The organism is Gordonia sp. NPDC003422 (assembly GCF_053588675.1).
The window spans coordinates 138,802-157,795 of record NZ_JBSFQL010000003.1 but is presented as its reverse complement, the minus strand read 5'-3'; the positions used below and the strand labels follow the sequence as shown (position 1 = coordinate 157,795).

The following is an 18,994-nucleotide window of genomic DNA, read 5'->3' as shown; positions in this document are numbered from 1 at the left end:
GAACCGATCCCTTTCACGTAGGAGCCCCACATGGCCACTCAGACCACCGCAACCCTGTCGACGCTGCAGCACACCGAGATTCAGCAGCTACTCGTCGCGCCTCTCGAATCCGAAAGCGTGTTCCTCGCCTCCGGTCCGAAGATCATCGACACCAACGGCCCGATCCGCATCCCGCGTATCAGCTCGGGCCTGACTGTCGGATTCGTCGCCGAAGGCGCAACGATCCCCGAATCGAGTGTCGGCCTCGACGAAGTGTCGATGCTGCCGAGCACCCTCAAGAGCCTCAAGGTGCTCTCCCGCGTCACCTCCGAAGTGCTGCGGTCCTCGGCGCAGGCCCTCGACTCGATCCTCAAGCAGCGCCTCGTCACCGACACCGCCAAGGCGCTCGACGTCGCACTGTTCTCCGGTGCCGGTACCTCGAACACGATCAAGGGTCTGCTCAACCAGACGGGTGTCGCGACCGGCACCCTCGACGCCGACGACCCCGACACCCTGCTCGACGGCATCGGCGTGGCCCGCGCCAACGAGGTCAAGCCGAATCGCTGGTTCCTGTCGCCGGCCGACTACCTCTCGATCCGGAAGGTGAAGGACAACGAGGGCCGCTACGTGCTGCAGCCCGACATCACCCAGGCCGGCCAAGAGGTGCTGTTCGGTATCCCGGTGACCGTCACAGCCCAGATCGCCACCGGCAAGGCGGCGCTCGCCGACATGAACCTGGTGGCCGTCGCCCGCGACATGGCACCCTCGGTGACCGTCGACCAATCGCGCTACTTCGACACCGACGAGGTGGCGCTGCGCGTGGTGGCCCGCTACGACCTGGCGCTGCTGCAGCCCAAGGCCGTCACCGTCCTCACCGCGGCCTGATGGCCAACGTCCCTGATGTGGTGGCCCTGCTCGGCCGTGACGGTGACACACAACTCGCCACGATCGCCGAGCAGGCCATCACCATCGCGACTGCCCAGGTGCGCGGCTACACCCGTGGCCGCGGATTCTCCGGCGACCAACCCGATCCCGAGCTGGATACGGTGATCCTCACCTCGGCTGCCCGGTTGGCCGCCAACCCGGAGAACCTGCGCAGTGAGAAGATCGGCGAATACGAGGTGCAGCGCCAGGTGATCGACGGGTGGACGCTGCCCGAGCTGGCGATCCTCAACCGGCATCGGAGGCGTGCGCGGTGATCCCGACACGCCTACTGCCCCAACAGCTCACCTACAAGCCGGTGACCGGCTACACGAGCGCGGGAGCGGTGTACGGTGCGCCGCTCACGGTGCCGGCGCGCGTCGAGTTCGTCAGCAAGGTCGTGCTCAACGACATCGGCGACCAGGTGGTCACCTCGGCCACCATCTACCTACAGCCCTCCGACGACCTGCCGAGCCTTGGTGATCTGGTGAGCCTGCCCGATGGCAGTGTGCGCCCGGTCATCGCGGTCAACGAGCATGTCGGGGCCCGAACTGTCGAGGTGGTGTCCCTCGACGTGTCCTGAGGAGCTGGGCCCCAGGACACAGAACGACCCCGGACCGCATGTACGGACATGGATGCAGACCGGGGTCGTTCGCCGTTTCTCAGACCAAATACAGCTTCGGGCGCTGCGGCTGACCGTGCGTGCCGTTGAGCGTCTCGATCTGCACCGCGAGCGCGGCGAGCTGCTCGGTGGATTGCGAGGATGCCCTGAACTCTTCGAGTGCCGTGCAGAGGCGATCGACCCACTGTTCGCGATCGGTCATCGTGTCGCCTCCTGACGCAGATCCTCGGGGTGTACCTCGTCGCGGGTGCCGTCGAGCCAGACGACGAGCACACAGTCACGCTTGAACCGGACGATCCGGCAGGGGATCGACTGCCGGCCGTGGATGCCGACGTAGGTGGCGGGACCGGTGTGCAGTCCCCAGGTGGTGATAGAAGGCATCGGGATGACTCGCTCTCAGTGAAGGATATTTCGACCTACAGCGGTGTCCGTTCACGTCGCGATATACGCCTCATGCACAATGCTGAGGTGGCCTTAATCGACAGGTATCTCTACCCGCAGGTGAGCGTGCAGCGGATCGTCCCGATGATCCTGTGGCCCATCAGCGTCATGATGGTGATCCAGCGTTCGCTGATCCTGGGTGTGAACGGCTCGAGGACCGACGACTTCAAACCTGTCTACGCCGCGGCATACAACTTCCTCAACAACCTGCCCGTCTACGGCGAGAACTACGACACGGTCAGCCCCCACTATCTGTATCCGCCGTCGGGCACGCTGCTGATGGCACCCGTCGCGGTCCTCGACTACGAACGCGCCCGGTGGCTGTTCATCGCGGTGAGCGCCATTGCCCTGGTCGGGTGCGCGTATCTGCTCACCCGCATGTTCGGATACTCGGCGTCGACCTGGGTGTTCCCGACCGTCCTGTTCGTGTTCTTCAGCACCGAAACCGTGGCCAACACGCTGATCTTCACGAACTTCAACGCGTTCGTCCTGCTCGGGATGCTCGGCTTCATGTTGCTGATGATCAGACGGCACGACTTGTGGGCCGGTGTGCCACTCGGACTCACCCTGGCGGTCAAGCCGGTGCTGGCACCGCTGCTGTTGCTGGCCCTGCTCAATCGGCAGTGGAAGGTGCTCATCACGGCGATTGCCATCCCGGCCGCACTGACCGTCGTCGCCTGGCCGCTGAGCACCGACGCCAAGGCATTCGTGACCGAGACCGCGCCCTATCTGTTCGAGTCGCGCGACTACTACAACAGCTCGATTTCGGGGAACGGCGCGTACTTCGGCGTCGCCCCGTGGCTCATTCTGCTGCTGCGGGTCGCATTCGTCGCGATGGCCGTGTTCTCCCTGTGGTTCCTCTACCGGTACTACCGCAAGAACAACGAACTGCTCTGGCTGACCACCTCGTCGGGAGTTCTGCTCGTGACGACCTTCCTGGTCGGTTCCCTGGGCCAGGGTTACTACTCCATGCTCCTGTTCCCGCTGCTGATGTCGGTGGTGCTGCCCGGCTCGCCGATGCGTAACTGGCCCGCCTGGCTCGGCGTGTACGGATGCATGGCGTTCGACAGTTTTTACTCCGAACGCTGGAATGCCTTCGGCTGGATCCTCGAATACGGCAAGGTGACCTGGGGCTGGTCACTGCTGATGATCGCGGTGTTCTGTTCGCTGCTGTTCCGATATCTCGACATCCGATCGGTCTCCGAGACACCGGCCGGTGAGACGGTCGAATCCGCAGCGTCGGTGGACGATACGACGACTCGGTCGGTGTCCGCGACCTCCTGATACGGCACCCCGACGTCACATGGTGGTGCGTGGCGTGGCACCGGAGGACGAGGTGTCGCTACCGTGGTGCCATGACCTCCGAAACCCCAGCCGAACTCGCCGATCTGACCGACGAACAGTGGAAGGAACGGCTGACGCCCGCCGAATATCGGGTCCTGCGTCAAGCCGGCACCGAGGCACCGTTCACCGGCGAGTACACCGACACCAAGACCGTCGGTGTCTATCGGTGCCGGGCGTGCGACGCAGAATTGTTCCGCAGCACCCAGAAATTCGAATCCCATTGCGGCTGGCCGTCGTTCTTCTCCCCGCTCGCCGGTGACGCCATCATCGAGCGCGCCGACGACTCGATGGGCATGCGTCGCACCGAGGTGCTGTGTGCCAACTGCGGCAGCCACCTGGGTCACGTGTTCGCCGGCGAGGGCTACGACACCCCGACCGACCTGCGCTACTGCATCAATTCGATCAGCCTGACGCTCGACCCCAACCAGGACTGAGCAGCCAGGCGCGGCGAGAAAGTCGCGGCATTACGGCAGAGCGTCGATCAGTGCCTCTACCTCGACGCGCGGACCGGTGAAGAACGGGGTTTCCTCGCGCACGTGCATTCGCGCCTCGGTGGCGCGCAGATCACGCATCAGGTCGACGATGCGATGCAGTTCGGGCGCCTCGAAGGCCAGCAGCCACTCGTAGTCGCCCAGCGCAAAGGACGACACCGTGTTCGCCCGCACATCCTTGTAGCCGCGTGCGGCCTTGCCGTGATCGGCGAGCATCTTGCGCCGCTCCTCGTCGGGCAGCAGGTACCACTCGTAGGAGCGAACGAAGGGGTACACACAGATGTAGTTGCCCGCTTCCTCACCGGCGAGGAAGGCCGGCACGTGGCTCTTGTTGAATTCGGCGGGCCGGTGGAGTGCGACGTTGCTCCACACCGCATTACACGCCCGGCCCAACTCGGTCTCGCGGCGGAACCGCGCGTAGGCCGCCTGCAGTGCCTCCACGTTCTCGGCGTGCCACCAGATCATGAAGTCGGCGTCGGCGCGCAAGCCCGCGACGTCGTAGACGCCACGCACGACGACCCCGCTGTCGAGGGTCTTGAAGAAGTCGGCGGCATCGGACCGAACCTGCGCACGATCGGCCGGCAGTTCGCCGGGACGCACGGCGAACACCGAGAACATCAAGTAGCGGACGGTGGCGTTCAGTTCTGCATAGTCCAGGCGGCTCATGACATTCATCGTGCCACCGGGCCGGTGCGGGCGGTCAGTCAGGTCGGTCAGTGAGGTGCCGTCTCACCCCAGGTCGGCAAGTACTTCGGCTGCCGCACGGCCGGCCTGCGCGATACAGGCCGGGACACCGACTCCGCCATAGGCCGAACCGGCGAGCGCCAGCCGCCGCGGCCGACCGGCCAGCACTTCGGCCATCCGTGCCAGGTGACCGGGCGCGTACACCGGCAGACCGCCGGTCCACCGCTGCACCACCACGTCGGTGATCTGCGACGACAGCGCTCCGACCCCGGCCGCGTCGCACACCTCGTCCAGATCTGCGAGCGCCTCGGCAACCAACCGATCGTCGACGCCGGGTTCCTCGAGTTCCGACGGCACGGGCGCCCCGAATCGCCCGAACGACGCCCGAACCGAGACCGGCGCGCAACGATCGGCCAGATGCTCCCACTTCTGCGAACTGAAGGTGAAGGCCTTGGCGCGCAACTGTTCTCCGGTGGCGACCAGAACGCCGGAGTGATCCGGCAACCGTGTGGCGGGAGCCAACGCGAGCGAGACGACCACCGACGACGCGCCCGAGACCTCGGCGAGCGGACCGGCCATTCCTGGACACTCCGACGCCAGCAGTGCCGCGGCCACCTGGGCGGGGACCGCCAGGATCACCGCGTCGTACTCCTGTGGATCGTCGTCGACCCCGATCGCCCACGAATCGCGCTCGTGGCGCAGCCCGGTGATGGTTCCACCGAGTCGAACGTTCGCCGACGCCGCCTCGACGAGTGCGTCGACCAGCACGCGATATCCGCCGACCAGGGTGCCGAAGACAGGTCCCGACGCCCCGGCCCCGGCCCCGATCACCTCGTTGACCGCGGTCGTCAGCGACGGTGCGCCCGCGTCGAGTCGCGTCGCGAGTGCCGGTAGCGCCTCCCGAACGCCGATGTCGGCGGCCAGACTGGAATACACCCCACCCAGCATCGGATCGACGCTGCGGGCGACGACCGACGGGCCAAAGCGGTCGGCGACGAAGTCACCGACAGACGGGTCTGTGCCCGCACGCCACCGGAGTTCGCGATCCGCCTCGGCCGACATCCGCGTCAGATCATCCGAATCAACAAGGTCTGCAACCGATTCCACCGAAGCGGGGATACCCATCAACGCGGGCGCAGGTAATGGGTACAGACCTCCACCCGACCAGATCGCCGGCCGCATCGCCGTCGGCGACACCACACGGTCACCCAGCCCGAGTTCGCGCACCAGCTCGAGCGCTTCGGGACGCCGCACGATGAATGCCTCGGCGCCGACGTCCACCTGGCGCCCGCCGACCTCGGTGGTGTGCAGAATGCCACCGAGCCGGTCTCCCGCGTCGAAGACGTCGATGTGCGCATCCGGCCCGAGCCCTTGCCGGAGGCGCAGTGCCGCAGTCAGACCCGAGATCCCACCGCCGATCACCGCGACGCGCGCCCGGTGCGCCATCAGAGGCTGTGAATCCGTTCGACCACGCGGGTGAGGACATCAGGGTCGGTGCCGGGCAATACGCCGTGACCGAGGTTGAAGATGTGGCCGGTCGCACCCGCGGCGATCGCGCGGTCGCCATCGGCGACCACCCGGCGCACCTCGCGGTCGACGACCGCGTCACCCGCGAACAGCAGGGTCGGATCCAGGTTCCCCTGCACGGCTTTTCCCGGACCGACGCGGCGCGCGGCCTCGTCGAGGGGCACCCGCCAGTCCACGCCGATGACGTCGGCCCCGGCGTGGGCCATCGACGCGAGCAGTTCCCCGGTACCGACGCCGAAATGGATTCGCGGAACACCGTATTCGGCGACCTCGGCGAGCACACGGGTGCTGTGCGGTGCCACGAAGCGCTGATAGTCGGCGACCGAGAGCATGCCCGCCCAGGAATCGAACAACTGGATGGCGTCGACACCGGCGTCGAGCTGGACCCGCAGGAAAGCGATCGTGATGTCGGCAAGACGGCCCATCAGATCGTTCCAGAGCTCCGGCGAACCATGCATCATCGCCTTGGTGCGCTCGTAGTTGCGGCTGGGCCCGCCTTCGATGAGGTAGGACGCCAGTGTGAACGGCGCACCGGCGAAACCGATCAGCGCGGTGTGTTCCCCGAGTTCACCCAGGATCAGTTCGACGGCCCGGCCGATCGCGCCGACCGATTCCGGCTCCAATCGGGGTATCGCGCGGACCGCCGACTCCGAACGCACCGGCGCGGCGATCACGGGTCCGGTGCCGGCAACGATGTCGAGGTCGATGCCTGCAGCCTTCAGCGGAACCACGATGTCGGAGAACAGGATGGCGGCGTCGACGTCGTGTCGGCGGACCGGCTGCAGAGTGATCTCACAGACCATCGCGGCGTCGAAACACGACTCCAACATTCCGTGTTCGGCCCTGATGGCCCGGTACTCGGGCAGCGAGCGTCCCGCCTGTCTCATGAACCACACCGGACGGCGAGCGGGTGTGAGCCCGGTCGCTGCCGCCACCAGCGGCAGATGCGACCGGTCGGCGCGGATTCGAGGTGTGTGCGACATCGTTGTTCACTCTGCCACGCGACCCACCGGCGACAGGCCCCAGGTCTGCCGTACGGCGCGCCTCCGCCGCTGCTCGCCACCGCCGACCTACCGTCGAACGGTGACGTCTTCGGGAGCTGAAAGCGAGCCGGCTGATTTCCGCGCTGCGGTCGAGTCGCTGCACGCCGCTCGGATACGGCGGGAAATCGAAGTCGGCCCGATCCGGCCACCACAGCGGCTCGCACCGTACAGCTATGCGATCGGCACCGAGGTGCGCGCACCCGACGATGTCGCACCCGACGAGGTCCCGGTCGACTCCCCGGGCAGCGCCTTCGGACGCCTGATCCTGCTCTATGACCCGGCCGGTCAGGACGCCTGGAACGGGACCATGCGCCTGGTCGCCTACATCCAGGCCGAGGTCGAGGCCGCGCTCGCGATGGATCCGTTGTTGCCGGAAGTGACTTGGAGCTGGCTCAGTGAGGCGCTGGGCGTGCCCGTCGGGTCGACCGCGACTCCTGACGACAGCGCGGGTGTAGCGGTCACCGCCCTGGGCGGCACGGTCACCTCGACCACGTCGGTTCGCTACGGCGACATCGCCGGCCCGCCACGTGCCCATCAACTGGAGCTGCGCGCGTCGTGGACGGCCGTGACCGCCGACGGCCTGGGCAGCCACCTCGAAGCCTTTTGCGAGGTGCTCGCGTCCGCTGCGGGGCTGCCGCCGGTCGGGGTCACCGAACTCGGCCCCTCATGAGCGAAGCGGACACGCCCGAGAGCGGGTCCCCCACCGACTCCGAGCCGGTCGAGACCACCCCGTTGCTCTCGCCTGCCGACGGGGTTCCGCCGGTGCTGACGTCCGCGCAGCAGTTCGCCGAGACCGCCGCCAAACTGCTCGCCGGATCGGGACCGATCGCACTCGACACCGAGCGCGCTTCGGGCTACCGGTATTCGCAGCGTGCCTACCTGATCCAGATCCGACGCCGCGGTTCCGGGTCGTTCCTGCTGGACCCGATCGCCGAACCCGAGGCGCTGGCCCCGGTGATCGCCGTGCTCGACGGTCCAGAATGGGTCCTACACGCCGCCGACCAGGATCTGCCCTGTCTTCGTGAGCTCGGCTTCCGGTGCGCGGAGCTCTATGACACCGAACTGGCCGGACGGCTCCTTGGCCTGGCCAAGGTCAACCTTGCGGCGATGGTGGCGCACTTTCTGGGTCTGGGGCTGCAGAAGGGCCACGGTGCGGCCGACTGGTCGCGCCGCCCACTCCCCGACGAGTGGCTCAACTACGCGGCCCTCGATGTCGAGGTACTCGTCGAACTGCGCGACGCGATGGACGCCGCTCTCGTCGACGCCGGCAAAGACCGTTGGGCGCGTGAGGAATTCGCCTACGTCCTCGAACGCCCACCGGCGCCGCCGCGTGAGGATCGGTGGCGCCGCACCTCGAGTATCCATACGGTCAAGAGCGCTCGGGCACTGGCTGCGGTCCGCGAATTGTGGTCAGCCCGTGAGCACATCGCCGAGCGGCGTGACGTGGCGCCCGGGCGCGTGTTGCCGGACTCGGCAATCATCAATGCGGCCACGGTCAGCCCCAAGACCACGGCCGAACTCACCCGCCTCCCGGTGTTCGGTGGACCTCGTCAGCGCAGGCAGGCCGGTACTTGGCTGGCCGCGTTGCAACGCGCGCGAGAGCTTCCCGACGACGAACTGCCGCCCCGCAAGGCGCCGGCGACGGGCGGACTGCCACCGACCAACCGGTGGGAGCAACGCAACCCCGAGGCCGCCGCTCGGCTGGCCGAGGTCCGGTCCGCGCTGGCGACGATCGCAGAGGAACATTCGGTGCCGGCGGAGAACCTGCTCGCACCGGATGTCATGCGGCAGCTGTGCTGGGACGGACTCCCGGAAGCCGCACCGACGGCCGAACAGGTGGATCAGCGTTTGGCGTCGGACGGTGCCCGCGCCTGGCAACGCGCCCTGTGCGCGGAACCGTTCGCGGCGGCCTTCGCCAAAGCAGCGGTCTCCTAGGAGATCTGCGCTCAGCGCTGGTCGTCGACCTGAGGTTCGACGGCGTCGTCGGTGTCGAGGCCTGTGGCGTCGAGTTCTGGGGCGTCGAGTTCTGGGGCGTCGAGTTCTGAGGCGTCGAGTTCTGGGCCGTCGGCAAGGGGCCGGTCGAGTCCCGGTGCGCTGTGCATCCCGGCAACGGTCGCGGTGATCGAACGCGCGAGATCCTGTGCGGTCAAACCGAACTCGGCAAGGATCTGGCCGCGCGACGCGTGCGGGACGAACTGCTGCGGAATTCCGCGGATCTGCACGGGAACCAGGATGTCGGCGGCCGCGACCGCTTCGGCGATGGCAGCGCCCACTCCCCCGCTGACACCGTTGTCCTCCAGCGTGACCACCAACCGATGACGCCGGGCGGCATCCACGATCGAACCGGCCACAGGCAGGATCCAGCGCGGATCGACCACCGTGGCGTCGATACCCTGCCGGGCGAGGCGCTCGGCGGTGTCGACGGCCAGACCGCAGAAGGCCCCGATCGCCACGATGAGGACGTCGCCACTCGCCTCGCCGAGACCGGCGGCCGCGCGGTGCAGGACGTCCACGCCGTCGTGGAGTCGTTCGACGGCTCGAATGTCCTCGGGCACAGCACCTTTCGAGAAGCGCAGGGCCGTGGGTCCGGTGGTGGTCGCCAACGCCTCGTCAAACTCCTCGCGCAGCCGGACCGCGTCACGAGGTGCCGCCACCCGCAAGCCGGGCACCATCGCCATCAGGGACAGATCCCACATGCCGTGGTGGCTGGGCCCGTCGGGACCGGTGATCCCGGACCGGTCGAGCACGAGGGTCACCGGAAGTTTGAGGAGGGAGACGTCCATCAAGAGCTGGTCGAAGGCCCGGTTGAGGAAGGTCGAGTAGATCGCGACCACCGGATGCAGACCACCGAGGGCCAGTCCGGCCGCCGACGTCATGGCGTGCTGTTCGGCGATCCCGACGTCGAACATGCGGTCCGGGTACTTCTCACCGAACGGCGTGAGACCGGTGGGTCCCGGCATCGCCGCGGTGATGGCGACGACGTCGTCGCGCGCGGCGCCCGCGTCGAGCAGCGCCGCGGAGAACACCGATGTCCAATCCTGTGGGGCCACGCTGGTGGCGCGGCCGGTCACGGGATCGATGATGCCGGTCGCATGCATCTGATCGGCCTCGTGGTTCTCGGCCGGCGCGTAGCCCATGCCCTTGCGGGTGACGACATGAACGATGACCGGTCCACCGAAGTCGCGGGCCGACCGGAGCGCCGACTCGACCGCGTCGACGTCGTGCCCGTCGACGGGGCCGACGTACTTCAGGCCCAGGTCGGTGAACATCGCCTGCGGCGAGAGCAAGTCTTTCAGTCCGCTCTTCATGCCGTGCAAGACGGCGTAGGCGGGTTCTCCGACCACGGGCAGCTGCTTGACGGCCTTCCGGCTCTCGTCGAGGAAGCGCTCGTAACCCGGCTGCAGCCGCAGGCCCGACAGGTGACTGGCAAGCCCGCCGATCGTTGGTGCGTACGACCGTCCGTTGTCGTTGACGACGATCACCATCGGCCGGTCGGCGGCCGCGATGTTGTTCATCGCTTCCCAGCACATACCGCCGGTGAGCGCTCCGTCGCCGACGATCGTGACGACGGTGCGGTCGGGCTGGCCGGTCAGGGCGAAGGCTTTGGTCAGTCCGTCGGCGTAGGACAGCGCCGCGGAGGCGTGCGACGACTCGACCCAGTCATGCGGGCTCTCCGACCGTTCTTGGTAGCCGGTGAGTCCGCCCTTCTGCCGCAGGTGGTCGAAGTCGTCTTTGCGCCCGGTCAGGATCTTGTGCACGTAGCACTGGTGGCCGGTGTCGAAGATCACCGGATCGTGGGGCGAGTCGAACACCCGATGCACCGCGATGGTCAGCTCGACCACACCCAGATTCGGACCCAGATGGCCGCCGGTCGCCGACACCTTGGCGATCAGGAACTGCCGGATCTCCGCGGCCAGTGTCTCGAGTTCGGCGGGCGAGCACGCCTGCAGATCGGCCGGTGAATCGATCCGGTCGAGCACGCTCATCGTTTCCTCCATCCGGACCCGGCCATGGTGTCTGGGGCTGCTGTCGGCGACTGTTGTCTGTGACTGTCGTCGGGGGCTGTGTGCGGGGAGGGCGGCAGGCCCGACCCCTGTCTGGAACAGTCTACGGACTTCGCCACCCACACCCGAGCCCCGCGGTTCGGTGAACCCGACGAAAACCCACGCGACGTCACGCGGTTGAACGGTTGCGAACGAGGCAGGCAATCGCCTCGACATGGTGCGTCAGGACAAACGCGTCGAAACCCCGCAGCCCCACCACGGAGTAGCCGTGTCCGGCAAAGAGGCCAAGATCACGCGCGAACCTGGCGGCGTCGCAGCCGACGTGCACCACCACGTCGGGTTCGGCGGCGGCGATCGCGCCGATCACGCGTTCACCGGCACCGGTCCGTGGCGGATCCAGGACCACCAGGTCGGGGTGAGGCAGCGAACCGATCTGTGCCGCAACCTCACCGGCGTGGATGACGACCCGGTCATCGCCGTCGAAGGTCTTCTCCGCCGCCGCCAGTGCCCGGGTGTCGGAATCGACCACATGCACTGCCCCGACTCCCAGATCACCGACTCCCAGATCACCGACTCCCAGATCACCGACCCCCAGATCGCCGTCGAGTAGTGCAGCGGCGAACACCCCGGCACCGCCGTACAGATCCCAGGCCACCCTCGGGGGTGTCGATGCGTGCGCGCGGGCGAACTCGACGATGGTGTTCGCATAGGTTTCCGGAGCATTCCGATGCGCCTGCCAGAAACCGGTGACCGGAATCTGCCACGACCGAGCGCCCACCCGGTGTTCGGCGACATCGGTGCCCTCCAGTAGTCGTTCGGCGCGGGGCGCGCGAAGACGGTGCCGGCGCTGCTGCACCTGCTTCCGTGAGCGGCCGGAACGGCCCGGCCGGGGTGTGGCGACGGGCGCCAGTTCGGTGACGTGGCGTCGGCCCGCATCGTCGAGCACGATCACCAGTTCGGCATGCGGGGTGAATCCACCGTCGATTCCCGCCGGTATCCGGGGGTCTGGCTGGGCGCAGCTCACCCTGGTGATCACCTCGTCGGCGCGGAAGCCGAGTTGTCCGGCGAACCCAGCGTCGTCGACGGCCAGTCGGGTTCGAATCCGCCAGCCGGTGGGGACATCGGCCAGTGCCCTGACGCCCGAGTCCAGGTCGGTGTCGGCCACCACCGTGTCGGGCAGGTGGCCGACGCGGCGCAGTACGTCCACCAGGACGTCGCGCTTGAGGCCACGAGCGTGGACCGGGTCGATGAACGCCAGATCGCAGCACCCAGCGCCCGCGGCGGCCGCCGCACACACACTTGGCACTCGGTGCGGCGAGGCGTCGAGGATCTCGACCGTCTCGGCCCGCCAGAACGATGGATGCGAGTCATCGGTGATGCGGGCCCGCACCCGCTCGCCCGGCACGGCGCCTCGAACGAAGACCACCCGGCCGTCCGTTCGGCCCACGGCCGCCCCGCCGTTGGCGAGCGCGTCCACGGTGATCTCGAGAGTCGTCGAACCGGGGTCCTGCGGGTCCGTCGGACTCACCGACGTTCCGGGTCGCCACCGAGCGCACGCCGGGTCTCCCCCGGTGCCCAGTAGCTCGGGTCGGCCTTGCGGCGGTCCGACGAGGTCAACTGCCACGGCACCGAGGTCACCATCACGCCCGGTTCGAACAGCAGGCGCCCCTTGAGACGCAGCGCCGACTGGTTGTGCAGAATCTGCTCCCACCAATGCCCGACAACGTACTCGGGGATGAACACGGTGATGACATCGCGCGGATTCTCCCGCCGCACGCGACGCACGTAATCGATGACCGGCCGGGTGATCTCACGGTACGGCGACGCGATCACCTTGAGCGGGACCGTGATGTCGCTGGCCTCCCATTGCGACACCAGCTTGCGGGTGTCGCGGTCGTCGACGTTGACGGTGATCGCCTCGAGCACGTCGGGACGGGTGGCACGTGCATAGAGAAGTGCGCGCTTGGTGGCCAGGTGCAGGGTGGAGACCAACACCACCGAGTGCGTGCGACTGGGCAACACCGTTTCCTCGTCGTTCTCCTGCGCGCGTTCGAGTTCGGTCTGTACCGAGGCGTAGTGGTGATGGATCAGCTTCATCAGGATGAAGATCGCGACCATCGCCAGGATCGCGATCCAGGCGCCCGCGGTGAACTTGGTGATGAGGACGACGATGAGAACGGTCGCCGTCATGACGAGGCCGACGCTGTTGATCACGCGCGACTGCATCATGCGTCGGCGTGCCCGAGGGTCGGTCTCGGTGCGCAACAGCCGGGTCCAGTGCCGCACCATGCCGGTCTGGCTGAGGGTGAACGACACGAACACGCCCACGATATAGAGCTGGATCAGGGCCGTCACCTGAGCGCCGAAGGCGACCACGAAGACGATCGCGGCGAGCGCGAGGAACACGATTCCGTTGCTGAATGCGAGCCGGTCACCCCGGGTGTGCAACTGGCGGGGCAGGTAACGATCCTGCGCGAGCACCGATCCCAGCACCGGGAATCCGTTGAACGCCGTGTTGGCCGCCAGCATCAGAATCAGGGCGGTGACGGTGGCGACGAAATAGAAGCCGGGTGTGAAGGTGTCGAAGACCGCGTGCGCCAGCTGCGCGATCATCGCCTTCTGCTGGTAGCCCTCGGGTGCCCCGATCAAGTCTTGCTCGGGGTCCATCACGTATTTCGCGCCGATCTTCTGCGCCAGCATCACGATCCCGAGCAGCAGGATGATCGCGAAGGTTCCCAGCATCAGGAGTGTGGTGGCCGCGTTGCGCGACTTGGGTTTCCGGAAGGCCGGCACACCGTTGCTGATCGCCTCGACACCGGTCAGGGCCGCACAGCCCGACGAGAAGGCCCGGGCGATCAGGAAGACGAAGGCGATTCCGACGAGGTGGTTGTCCTCGGCCTTGATCTCGAAGCCTGCGGTCTCGGACTGGACATTCTCGCCGAGGACGTAGATCTCGAAGAATCCCCAGATCAACATCGCGAGAACGCCGATGATGAAGGCGTAGGTGGGAGTTGCGAGGAACGCGCCGGATTCCTTGATGCCACGCAGGTTCACCGCCGCGAGGAGCACGATCGCGGCGACGCAGAACCACACCTTGTGTTCTTCCACGAACGGGATCGCCGACCCGATGTTCTCCGCCGCCGACGAGATGGACACCGCGACCGTCAGCACGTAGTCGACCAGCAGTGCGCTGCCTACCGTCAGACCCGCATTGGGACCGAGATTGACCGTCGCGACCTCGTAGTCGCCGCCACCGGACGGGTAGGCGTGCACGTTCTGGCGATAGCTGGCCACCACCACCACCATGACGACGGCGACCGCGACGGCCACCCACGGTGTGTAGGCGAGCGCGCTGACACCGGCCACCGACAGGACCAGGAAGATCTCCTGCGGCGCGTACGCCACCGACGACATGGCATCGGACGCGAATACGGGCAGCGCAATCCGCTTCGGCAGGAGCGTGTGACCCAACGTGTCACTGCGGAATGGCCGCCCCAGAAGCAGGCGCTTGGTCGCGACGGACACCTTCGACACGGTGGACACCAGGCAACATTAGAGCCTGTGATATCCATTGGCCACCAAGGGCCGGGTCGGCACCCGAAGGATGGTGTGTGCGGGTAGGTTCAAGGTCGGCCCGGGCCTGGATGCAGCTCGGCCGGACGATGAACGTGTGGTCGACGGAAGGAACGTCGTGCGGGTTGTGATCATGGGTTGCGGACGGGTCGGTTCGGCGCTCGCAATGGCGATGCAGAAACGTGGTCACGAGGTCGCGATCATCGACCGCGATGCGTCGGCCTTCTCGCGTCTGAGCCCCGATTTCACAGGTGTGACCATCGCCGGCGTCGGCTTCGACCGTGACGTCCTCGAACGCGCGGGCATCGAGAACGCCGACGCGTTCGCGGCGGTGTCCTCGGGCGACAACTCGAACATCATCTCGGCCCGCGTCGCGCGGGAGACCTTCGCCGTGGAGCGTGTCGTCGCCCGCATCTACGACGCGAAACGTGCCGAGGTGTACGAGCGTCTGGGCATCCCGACCGTTGCGACCGTGCCGTGGACCACCGAGCGGTTCGTCTCGGCCCTCGGTGAGACGTCCACGACCACGGAGTGGCGCGACCCCTCCGGATCTCTGGCGGTGGCCCAACTCGACATCCACGAGTCGTGGATCGGAACCACTGTCGGCAAGTTCCAGGAACTGACCGGCGCACGTGTGGCATTCCTCAACCGGGTCGGACACCCGGTCCTGCCGGACGTGAAAACCGTGCTGCAGCAAGACGATGTGGTGTTCGCAGCCTGCCTGCTCGACAACCTCGACAATGCCCGGGCGACCGCATCCGGCCCGGCCACACACGACTAGGGCAGGCTCCGCAGATGCTCCGCACTTCCAGTCCCACCACCTCTGACCGAGGAGTTCAGCCATGAGAGTCGCCATCGCCGGTGCCGGTGCGGTCGGTCGGTCCATCGCCCGAGAGCTGCTCACCAATGCCCACGAGGTGACGCTTTTCGAACGTCAGATGGGTCATATCGACGAGAAGGCGGTCCCCGGAGCCACCTGGGTCCTGGCCGACGCCTGCGAGCTGTCGAATCTCGAACAGGCCGATCTGCACACCTTCGACGTCATGATCGCCGCGACCGGCGACGACAAGGCCAACCTGGTGGTCAGCCTCCTCGCCAAGACCGAGTTCGCGGTCAATCGGGTCGTCGCACGGGTGAATGATCCGCGCAACGAATGGCTCTTCGACGAGGACTGGGGCGTGGACGTCGCGGTCTCCACCCCCCGGCTGCTCGCCTCGCTGGTCGAGGAGGCCGTCTCGGTCGGTGATCTGGTGCGGCTGATGACCTTTCGACAGGGTCAGGCCAACCTGGTCGAACTGACGCTCCCGGCCAACACGCCACTGGCCGGTAAACCCGTGCGCAAGCTCACCCTGCCGCGCGATGCGGCGCTGGTCGCGATCCTGCGCGGCGGCCGGGTGATCGTCCCGCAGTCCGACGACCCGATCGAAGGCGGCGACGAGTTGATCTTCATCGCGCCCGACGACGTGGAACCGGCGCTGCGCGACGCCATGCAGGTCTGACCCGCTGCTGCAGCGATCAGTTGCGGGACTGTTCGGGCCCGAGCCGGTCGGTGGAAGACTGCTCGATTTTCTGCTCGGACTCGCCGTGTTCGGACTGGGTGGCCCGTCGCACCAGGTACACGGTCGCGAGTACCGCGATTGCCGTGAGTGGCCAACCCATGGCGATGCGGGCAACCGCGAGCCACCCGGTCTGGTCGTGGTCGTAGAGCTGCGACTGCAGCACGTAGCGCGCCACGAACACGAGTGCCCAGACCGCGGTTGCCAGGTCGTAGGCCCGCAATGTGGCGCGGCTGCGCCGCCACCCGGTGCCCTGTCCGTTCACGAGATGCCAGGCCACTCCCACGAGCGGCCACCGCACGACGATGGAGATGACGAACACCACCGCGTACACGAGCGTCGTCCAGATGCCGAACAAGAAGTAGCCCTTGGCATCTCCGACCCGATGGGCGATGAACACACAGATGGCCACGCCGAGCAGACCCGATACCGCGGGGGTGAGCGCCTCCCGGCGCACCAACCTCAGCACGAAGATGGCGACGGCGGTCGTCAGTGCCGCGATGATCGCAGCGCGTAACCCGAAGAACGAGTTCACCGGCACAAAGACGACGACCGGCACGGTCGAATAGATCAGTCCGGACACACCGCCGAGTTGTTCGAGAACCGACGGGCTTTCGGAGGACTCAGTCCTCTGTGCCATGCAACTCGTAATACGGGTTGTAGATCACCTTGTTGCCCTCGTGCAGTCCCAGACGTCCGCGAACAGTCAGCTTCCGGCCGGGCTCGATACCGGGAATGCGATTGCGTCCCAGCCATTTCAGGGTGACGACATCGCTGCCGTCGAAGAATTCCGCCTTGACGCCCGCCTTCGCGGTACGTGAGCAGGTCTCCACCGATCGCAACTCACCGTGCATCGTCACCTCGTCGCCGCGACAACACTCCGAGGCCCGCTGGGCACCCGTTGCGCGCGACTCCTCGGCGATCTTCTCCGCGTCGGCGTCACCGAGATCCTCGGTCAGCCGGCGCGTCAGTCGCTTCAGGTAACCGGCTGTGGGCATCACAACCTCCAGGCTTTCTCTTCGCTTGTGGAGTCTGGCTGTTTCGGGCTGGCGAACGACTCCATTTCTCGCCAGCGTAGACCTGTCCGTCTACTGGTGACAACGCCGGAGCATGATCATTCCATGCCACTGAATGACCGGCTTGTTTCGCCCTCGCCGAGAGTCCTGGTTGCCATCCCCGGCACCGGATCCGACGGCGACCACATCGGCCGCGCATTCGGCCCCGCGGCCACCTGGCTCGGCGTCGAACTCATCGCGCTGGAACCGGAAAACGACCTGGTGGCAGGCTATCTACGCAGGCTCGATCAGCTGAGCGCCACGGCAGGCAGGCTGCTGGTGGGCGGGGTGTCGATCGGGGCCGCGATCGCGCTCGAGTGGGCTCTGAAAGCGAGCGCCGAGAAGTGTGCCGGGGTGCTTGGTGCGCTGCCCGCGTGGTGTGGGGTGCCGTCGTCGGCACCGGCCGCCCACAGCGCGCTGGCCACTGCCGAATCACTGCGTACCGCGGGCCTGGACGCCACGGTCGCCACCATGGCGGCCTCGAGCCCGACCTGGCTCGCCGAAGAACTGTCCCGATCGTGGCGCGCGCTGTCCGGCGGGCTGGAAGCCCAGTTGCGTGCGGCCGCCGCCTACACGGCGCCCGAGGCGGAGGCGTTGACCACACTCGAGGTCCCGCTGGCGATCACCGCCGCGACCGACGACCCGGTCCATCCCATCGACGTCGCTCGCCGGTGGTGTTCCGCCGCGCCGCGGGCGAGGCTGGTCGAGGTGACCCTCACCGAATGGGGTGAGCATCCCGCAATCCTCGGCAACGGCTGCGCCCGCGCGTACGCGCAGATGCTCACTGCCGATTAGGGATCAGCGCCGGCCGCGCCGCCGGAACCGCTGCATGGCCGAACCCGACGACGGGGCCGGCGGCGGCTCGTCGTCGGCCGGCCCCGCGGCCGTACCCGCGGAGTCATCGTCCTCGGCGACATCCTCGCCGGCGTCGGTCCAGACGGTGGCCGCAGCGAGCTGATCGATCGCGCCACCGGGAACCGGTGCATCCGCATCTGTCGCATCCGACGCGGGGGCAGCCGAACCAGCAGCTGGGCCGGACGGGGCGATGAGCGGGCCAGGCCCTTCTTCTGCGGCAGCCATCTCCTCCATCATCTGCTGCTGCGCTGCCGCAACCTGCTCGGCGAGTACCGGCGGCAGCGTGATGGGCAGTGGATCACGAGGAGGGTATGGCTCGGTACCCCGTCGGACGACGGTTTCGGCGAGCACCGCACGCGCGAGCTGGGCCATCTCCGACGCCGACGTCGTCGGGCCACTCGCGACGCAGCGCACCATCCAGCGGGGGCCGTCGACGCCGATGAAGCGGTGGGTCGCGCCGTCGAGTTCCCCCACCACTTCGCGGCCCCAATGGCCGTCGGAGATGCTTGCCTGGGCGCCGTCGTCACGCAACGATTCGGCAAGTTCCCGGACCACCTCGCGCCAGAGTCCCGGCGATTTGGGAGCGGCATAGGCCGACACCGTGATTCGGCCGTGCGGGGTCACCAGGTAGACCGACTGCGGTTCATGATCCGCCGACATCTCCACGGTGACCTGGCCGCCTTCGACAACCGGCACGAGCACCGAGCCGAGGTCGAGATGTGAGTTCTCGAGCTCGTGGGGATCGGTCGCGAGATTCTCGATGTCGTAGGGACCGCGTGCCTCGCCGATCCGTGGTGCATCGGTCTGTGATTCATCGGCCATGGATGCTCCTCGTGCCCGCCCCCATGGTGTGCGTCCCGCCCGTCGGCGTTGAATCCCTCAGCGCCCAAAACCTCAGC

At 67.3% G+C, this 18,994-nt stretch carries 21 protein-coding genes; 10 read left to right on the top strand and 11 right to left on the bottom strand.

Features of this window, described 5'->3' with window-relative positions:
* Positions 1-30 precede the first annotated feature (30 nt).
* The 3 genes from ACWDTF_RS04145 to ACWDTF_RS04135 are packed head-to-tail and all read left to right on the top strand — an operon-like array spanning position 31 to position 1,483.
* Entirely contained in the window at positions 31-864 is an 834-nt protein-coding gene (locus ACWDTF_RS04145) for a phage major capsid protein (protein WP_449753991.1), read from the top strand.
* Positions 864-1,178 (top strand): hypothetical protein, encoded by a 315-nt coding sequence (locus ACWDTF_RS04140; RefSeq protein ID WP_449753990.1) that lies wholly within the window; start codon positions 864-866, stop codon positions 1,176-1,178. The genes ACWDTF_RS04145 and ACWDTF_RS04140 overlap by 1 nt, the downstream gene beginning before the upstream one ends.
* Positions 1,175-1,483, top strand: a complete 309-nt coding sequence (locus tag ACWDTF_RS04135; protein WP_449753989.1) for a hypothetical protein — start codon at positions 1,175-1,177, stop codon at positions 1,481-1,483. The genes ACWDTF_RS04140 and ACWDTF_RS04135 overlap by 4 nt, the downstream gene beginning before the upstream one ends.
* A 79-nt stretch (positions 1,484-1,562) precedes the next feature.
* Here ACWDTF_RS04135 and ACWDTF_RS04130 read toward each other — a convergent pair whose 3' ends face one another.
* Entirely contained in the window at positions 1,563-1,724 is a 162-nt protein-coding gene (locus ACWDTF_RS04130; protein ID WP_449753988.1) for a hypothetical protein, read from the bottom strand.
* A complete protein-coding gene (locus ACWDTF_RS04125; RefSeq protein ID WP_449753987.1) occupies positions 1,721-1,903 on the bottom strand; it encodes a hypothetical protein in 183 nt (60 codons plus the stop codon). Before ACWDTF_RS04125 ends, ACWDTF_RS04130 begins: the two co-directional genes overlap by 4 nt.
* A gap of 87 nt (positions 1,904-1,990) precedes the next feature.
* Between ACWDTF_RS04125 and ACWDTF_RS04120 the strand changes: the two genes are divergently transcribed.
* Together ACWDTF_RS04120 and msrB are read left to right on the top strand one after the other, a co-directional pair.
* Positions 1,991-3,247 (top strand): glycosyltransferase family 87 protein, encoded by a 1,257-nt coding sequence (locus ACWDTF_RS04120; protein WP_449753986.1) that lies wholly within the window; start codon positions 1,991-1,993, stop codon positions 3,245-3,247.
* A gap of 71 nt (positions 3,248-3,318) precedes the next feature.
* Entirely contained in the window at positions 3,319-3,741 is a 423-nt protein-coding gene (gene msrB, locus ACWDTF_RS04115) for a peptide-methionine (R)-S-oxide reductase MsrB (RefSeq protein ID WP_240857018.1), read from the top strand.
* Between the two features lie 30 nt (positions 3,742-3,771).
* Here msrB and hemQ read toward each other — a convergent pair whose 3' ends face one another.
* The 3 genes from hemQ to hemE form a co-directional block, all read right to left on the bottom strand.
* Entirely contained in the window at positions 3,772-4,464 is a 693-nt protein-coding gene (hemQ, locus tag ACWDTF_RS04110; protein WP_355279780.1) for a hydrogen peroxide-dependent heme synthase, read from the bottom strand.
* Between the two features lie 63 nt (positions 4,465-4,527).
* Positions 4,528-5,928 (bottom strand): protoporphyrinogen oxidase, encoded by a 1,401-nt coding sequence (hemG, locus tag ACWDTF_RS04105; protein ID WP_449753985.1) that lies wholly within the window; start codon positions 5,926-5,928, stop codon positions 4,528-4,530.
* Positions 5,928-6,992, bottom strand: coding sequence for a uroporphyrinogen decarboxylase (gene hemE / locus ACWDTF_RS04100; RefSeq protein WP_240857015.1), 1,065 nt, complete (start codon positions 6,990-6,992; stop codon positions 5,928-5,930). Before hemE ends, hemG begins: the two co-directional genes overlap by 1 nt.
* Before the next feature lie 100 nt (positions 6,993-7,092).
* On the opposite strand from hemE, the gene ACWDTF_RS04095 reads away from it, so the two are divergent.
* Both ACWDTF_RS04095 and ACWDTF_RS04090 read left to right on the top strand, forming a co-directional pair.
* Positions 7,093-7,722 carry a DUF3000 domain-containing protein gene (locus tag ACWDTF_RS04095; protein ID WP_240857014.1) on the top strand — a complete coding sequence of 210 codons (630 nt, stop codon included), beginning with the start codon at positions 7,093-7,095 and terminating at the stop codon, positions 7,720-7,722.
* Complete coding sequence (locus tag ACWDTF_RS04090; RefSeq protein WP_240857013.1) at positions 7,719-8,987, top strand: HRDC domain-containing protein; 1,269 nt, start codon at positions 7,719-7,721, stop codon at positions 8,985-8,987. Before ACWDTF_RS04095 ends, ACWDTF_RS04090 begins: the two co-directional genes overlap by 4 nt.
* 11 nt (positions 8,988-8,998) lie before the next feature.
* On the opposite strand, the gene dxs is transcribed toward ACWDTF_RS04090, so the two are convergent.
* The 3 genes from dxs to ACWDTF_RS04075 all read right to left on the bottom strand — a co-directional run bounded on the left by dxs (position 8,999) and on the right by ACWDTF_RS04075 (position 14,599).
* A complete protein-coding gene (gene dxs / locus ACWDTF_RS04085) occupies positions 8,999-11,038 on the bottom strand; it encodes a 1-deoxy-D-xylulose-5-phosphate synthase (RefSeq protein WP_433259186.1) in 2,040 nt (679 codons plus the stop codon).
* A 187-nt stretch (positions 11,039-11,225) separates the two neighbouring features.
* The gene (locus tag ACWDTF_RS04080) at positions 11,226-12,584 is read right to left on the bottom strand and encodes a class I SAM-dependent RNA methyltransferase (RefSeq protein WP_449753984.1); all 1,359 of its coding nucleotides are present in this window, start codon (positions 12,582-12,584) and stop codon (positions 11,226-11,228) included.
* Positions 12,581-14,599, bottom strand: coding sequence for an APC family permease (locus tag ACWDTF_RS04075; RefSeq protein WP_355277529.1), 2,019 nt, complete (start codon positions 14,597-14,599; stop codon positions 12,581-12,583). Before ACWDTF_RS04075 ends, ACWDTF_RS04080 begins: the two co-directional genes overlap by 4 nt.
* A gap of 148 nt (positions 14,600-14,747) precedes the next feature.
* On the opposite strand from ACWDTF_RS04075, the gene ACWDTF_RS04070 reads away from it, so the two are divergent.
* Both ACWDTF_RS04070 and ACWDTF_RS04065 read left to right on the top strand, forming a co-directional pair.
* Complete coding sequence (locus ACWDTF_RS04070; RefSeq protein ID WP_240857009.1) at positions 14,748-15,410, top strand: potassium channel family protein; 663 nt, start codon at positions 14,748-14,750, stop codon at positions 15,408-15,410.
* Between the two features lie 61 nt (positions 15,411-15,471).
* Complete coding sequence (locus tag ACWDTF_RS04065) at positions 15,472-16,128, top strand: potassium channel family protein (RefSeq protein ID WP_240857008.1); 657 nt, start codon at positions 15,472-15,474, stop codon at positions 16,126-16,128.
* A gap of 16 nt (positions 16,129-16,144) precedes the next feature.
* Here the strand turns inward: ACWDTF_RS04065 and ACWDTF_RS04060 are convergent, their stop codons facing one another.
* A complete protein-coding gene (locus ACWDTF_RS04060) occupies positions 16,145-16,825 on the bottom strand; it encodes a DUF3159 domain-containing protein (RefSeq protein ID WP_240857007.1) in 681 nt (226 codons plus the stop codon).
* Entirely contained in the window at positions 16,809-17,183 is a 375-nt protein-coding gene (locus ACWDTF_RS04055) for an OB-fold nucleic acid binding domain-containing protein (RefSeq protein WP_240857006.1), read from the bottom strand. Before ACWDTF_RS04055 ends, ACWDTF_RS04060 begins: the two co-directional genes overlap by 17 nt.
* A gap of 123 nt (positions 17,184-17,306) precedes the next feature.
* On the opposite strand from ACWDTF_RS04055, the gene ACWDTF_RS04050 reads away from it, so the two are divergent.
* Positions 17,307-18,035, top strand: a complete 729-nt coding sequence (locus ACWDTF_RS04050) for an alpha/beta fold hydrolase (protein WP_240857005.1) — start codon at positions 17,307-17,309, stop codon at positions 18,033-18,035.
* A gap of 3 nt (positions 18,036-18,038) precedes the next feature.
* Here ACWDTF_RS04050 and ACWDTF_RS04045 read toward each other — a convergent pair whose 3' ends face one another.
* Positions 18,039-18,917 (bottom strand): DUF3710 domain-containing protein, encoded by an 879-nt coding sequence (locus ACWDTF_RS04045; protein ID WP_240857004.1) that lies wholly within the window; start codon positions 18,915-18,917, stop codon positions 18,039-18,041.
* Positions 18,918-18,994: the final 77 nt, after the last annotated feature.

Bases quoted from the DNA above. Each gene is read 5' to 3' on its own strand.
- ACWDTF_RS04145 (WP_449753991.1), top strand. From the start codon at position 31: ATGGCCACTCAGACCACCGCAACCCTGTCGACGCTGCAGCACACCGAG.
- ACWDTF_RS04140 (WP_449753990.1), top strand. From the start codon at position 864: ATGGCCAACGTCCCTGATGTGGTGGCCCTGCTCGGCCGTGACGGTGAC.
- ACWDTF_RS04130 (WP_449753988.1), bottom strand. From the start codon at position 1,724: ATGACCGATCGCGAACAGTGGGTCGATCGCCTCTGCACGGCACTCGAA.
- ACWDTF_RS04125 (WP_449753987.1), bottom strand. From the start codon at position 1,903: ATGCCTTCTATCACCACCTGGGGACTGCACACCGGTCCCGCCACCTAC.
- msrB (WP_240857018.1), top strand. From the start codon at position 3,319: ATGACCTCCGAAACCCCAGCCGAACTCGCCGATCTGACCGACGAACAG.
- hemQ (WP_355279780.1), bottom strand. From the start codon at position 4,464: ATGAGCCGCCTGGACTATGCAGAACTGAACGCCACCGTCCGCTACTTG.
- hemG (WP_449753985.1), bottom strand. From the start codon at position 5,928: ATGGCGCACCGGGCGCGCGTCGCGGTGATCGGCGGTGGGATCTCGGGT.
- hemE (WP_240857015.1), bottom strand. From the start codon at position 6,992: ATGTCGCACACACCTCGAATCCGCGCCGACCGGTCGCATCTGCCGCTG.
- ACWDTF_RS04090 (WP_240857013.1), top strand. From the start codon at position 7,719: ATGAGCGAAGCGGACACGCCCGAGAGCGGGTCCCCCACCGACTCCGAG.
- dxs (WP_433259186.1), bottom strand. From the start codon at position 11,038: ATGAGCGTGCTCGACCGGATCGATTCACCGGCCGATCTGCAGGCGTGC.
- ACWDTF_RS04065 (WP_240857008.1), top strand. From the start codon at position 15,472: ATGAGAGTCGCCATCGCCGGTGCCGGTGCGGTCGGTCGGTCCATCGCC.
- ACWDTF_RS04060 (WP_240857007.1), bottom strand. From the start codon at position 16,825: ATGGCACAGAGGACTGAGTCCTCCGAAAGCCCGTCGGTTCTCGAACAA.
- ACWDTF_RS04055 (WP_240857006.1), bottom strand. From the start codon at position 17,183: ATGCCCACAGCCGGTTACCTGAAGCGACTGACGCGCCGGCTGACCGAG.
- ACWDTF_RS04050 (WP_240857005.1), top strand. From the start codon at position 17,307: ATGCCACTGAATGACCGGCTTGTTTCGCCCTCGCCGAGAGTCCTGGTT.
- ACWDTF_RS04045 (WP_240857004.1), bottom strand. From the start codon at position 18,917: ATGGCCGATGAATCACAGACCGATGCACCACGGATCGGCGAGGCACGC.